Origin of the sequence: Pseudomonas sp. HMSC066A08, assembly GCF_001813025.1 — a bacterium.
GTDB classification, from domain to species: Bacteria; Pseudomonadota; Gammaproteobacteria; order Pseudomonadales; family Pseudomonadaceae; genus Pseudomonas; species Pseudomonas aeruginosa.
The window spans coordinates 107,234-108,577 of the sequence record NZ_KV811341.1 but is presented as its reverse complement, the minus strand read 5'-3'; the positions used below and the strand labels follow the sequence as shown (position 1 = coordinate 108,577).

General features: G+C 62.3%; 3 protein-coding genes and 1 pseudogene. All 4 read left to right on the top strand.

What is annotated here, in order from left to right; genetic code table 11:
* Positions 1 to 379 (top strand): cbb3-type cytochrome c oxidase subunit I (locus tag HMPREF2886_RS23720; RefSeq protein ID WP_023124542.1); only part of this gene is annotated, 379 nt, incomplete at its 5' end.
* A 14-nt stretch (positions 380 to 393) separates the two neighbouring features.
* A complete protein-coding gene (ccoO, locus tag HMPREF2886_RS23715) occupies positions 394 to 1,005 on the top strand; it encodes a cytochrome-c oxidase, cbb3-type subunit II (RefSeq protein WP_003087303.1) in 612 nt (203 codons plus the stop codon).
* A 5-nt stretch (positions 1,006 to 1,010) separates the two neighbouring features.
* Positions 1,011 to 1,196: a CcoQ/FixQ family Cbb3-type cytochrome c oxidase assembly chaperone gene (locus tag HMPREF2886_RS23710; protein ID WP_039028244.1), complete on the top strand. Its 186-nt coding sequence runs from the start codon at positions 1,011 to 1,013 to the stop codon at positions 1,194 to 1,196.
* A pseudogene (locus tag HMPREF2886_RS34395) lies at positions 1,193 to 1,344 on the top strand (cytochrome C oxidase Cbb3); the annotation flags it as partial. The gene HMPREF2886_RS23710 and the pseudogene HMPREF2886_RS34395, both read left to right, overlap by 4 nt.

Sequence of the window (1,344 nt, the reverse complement as noted above, 5' to 3'; positions counted from 1 at the left end):
CGCCCTCGGCTGGGTGGCGATGATCTCCATCGGCTCGCTCTACCACCTGATCCCGAAAGTCTTCGGCCGTCCGCAGATGCACAGCATCGGCCTGATCAACGCGCACTTCTGGCTGGCCACCATCGGCACCGTGCTGTACATCGCCTCGATGTGGGTCAACGGCATCACCCAGGGCCTGATGTGGCGCGCGGTCAACGAGGACGGCACCCTGACCTACTCCTTCGTTGAAGCACTGGTCGCAAGCCACCCGGGCTTCATCGTGCGCATGATCGGCGGTGGTTTCTTCCTCACCGGCATGCTGCTGATGGCCTACAACACCTGGCGCACCGTGCGTGCTGCCAAGCCGGCCGAATACGAAGCCGCCGCGCAGATCGCCTGAGGAGCCCGACGTAAATGAAGAACCACGAAATACTCGAGAAGAACGTCGGCCTGCTGGCCATCTTCATGGTGATCGCCGTCAGCATCGGTGGCCTGACCCAGATCGTTCCGCTGTTCTTCCAGGACGTGACCAATACCCCGGTCGAAGGCATGAAGCCGCGTACCGCCCTGGAACTGGAAGGTCGCGACATCTACATCCGCGAAGGCTGCGTCGGCTGCCACTCGCAGATGGTCCGTCCGTTCCGTGCCGAGACCGAACGCTACGGCCATTACTCGGTCGCCGGTGAAAGCGTCTGGGACCACCCGTTCCTGTGGGGTTCCAAGCGTACCGGTCCGGACCTGGCCCGCGTCGGCGGCCGTTACTCCGACGACTGGCACCGCGCGCACCTGTACAACCCGCGCAACGTGGTGCCCGAGTCGAAGATGCCTGCCTACCCGTGGCTGGTAGAGAACAAGCTTGATGGCAAGGACACCGCCACCAAGATGGAAGTCCTGCGCAAGCTGGGCGTGCCTTACACCGACGAGGACATCGCCGGTGCACGTGAAGCCGTGAAGGGCAAGACCGAGATGGACGCCCTGGTGGCGTTCCTTCAAGGCCTGGGAACCTCTATCAAGAGCAAACGGTGAGTGTGATGGATATCGGGACTCTGCGTGGACTGGGCACCGTGGTGATCATGGTCGCCTTCATCGGCCTGGTGATCTGGGCCTACAGCGGCAAGCGCAAGAAGAGCTTCGACGAAGCGACGATGCTGCCCTTCGCAGACGATCCCGAAGCCCAAAAGCACGTCGAGCAAGCTTCTAGGAGTAACAAAGAATGACGACCTTCTGGAGTCTGTACATTACAGCTCTCACCCTCGGCACCCTGCTGGCGCTGACCTGGCTGATCTTCGCCACCCGCAAGGGCCAGCGCAGCAGCACCACCGACGAGACCGTGGGCCACTCCTACGACGGCATCGAGGAGTACGA

What these genes read in the sequence shown, in the direction of transcription:
- ccoO (WP_003087303.1), top strand. Translation starts at nt 394, where the DNA reads ATGAAGAACCACGAAATACTCGAGAAGAACGTCGGCCTGCTGGCCATC.
- HMPREF2886_RS23710 (WP_039028244.1), top strand. Translation starts at nt 1,011, where the DNA reads ATGGATATCGGGACTCTGCGTGGACTGGGCACCGTGGTGATCATGGTC.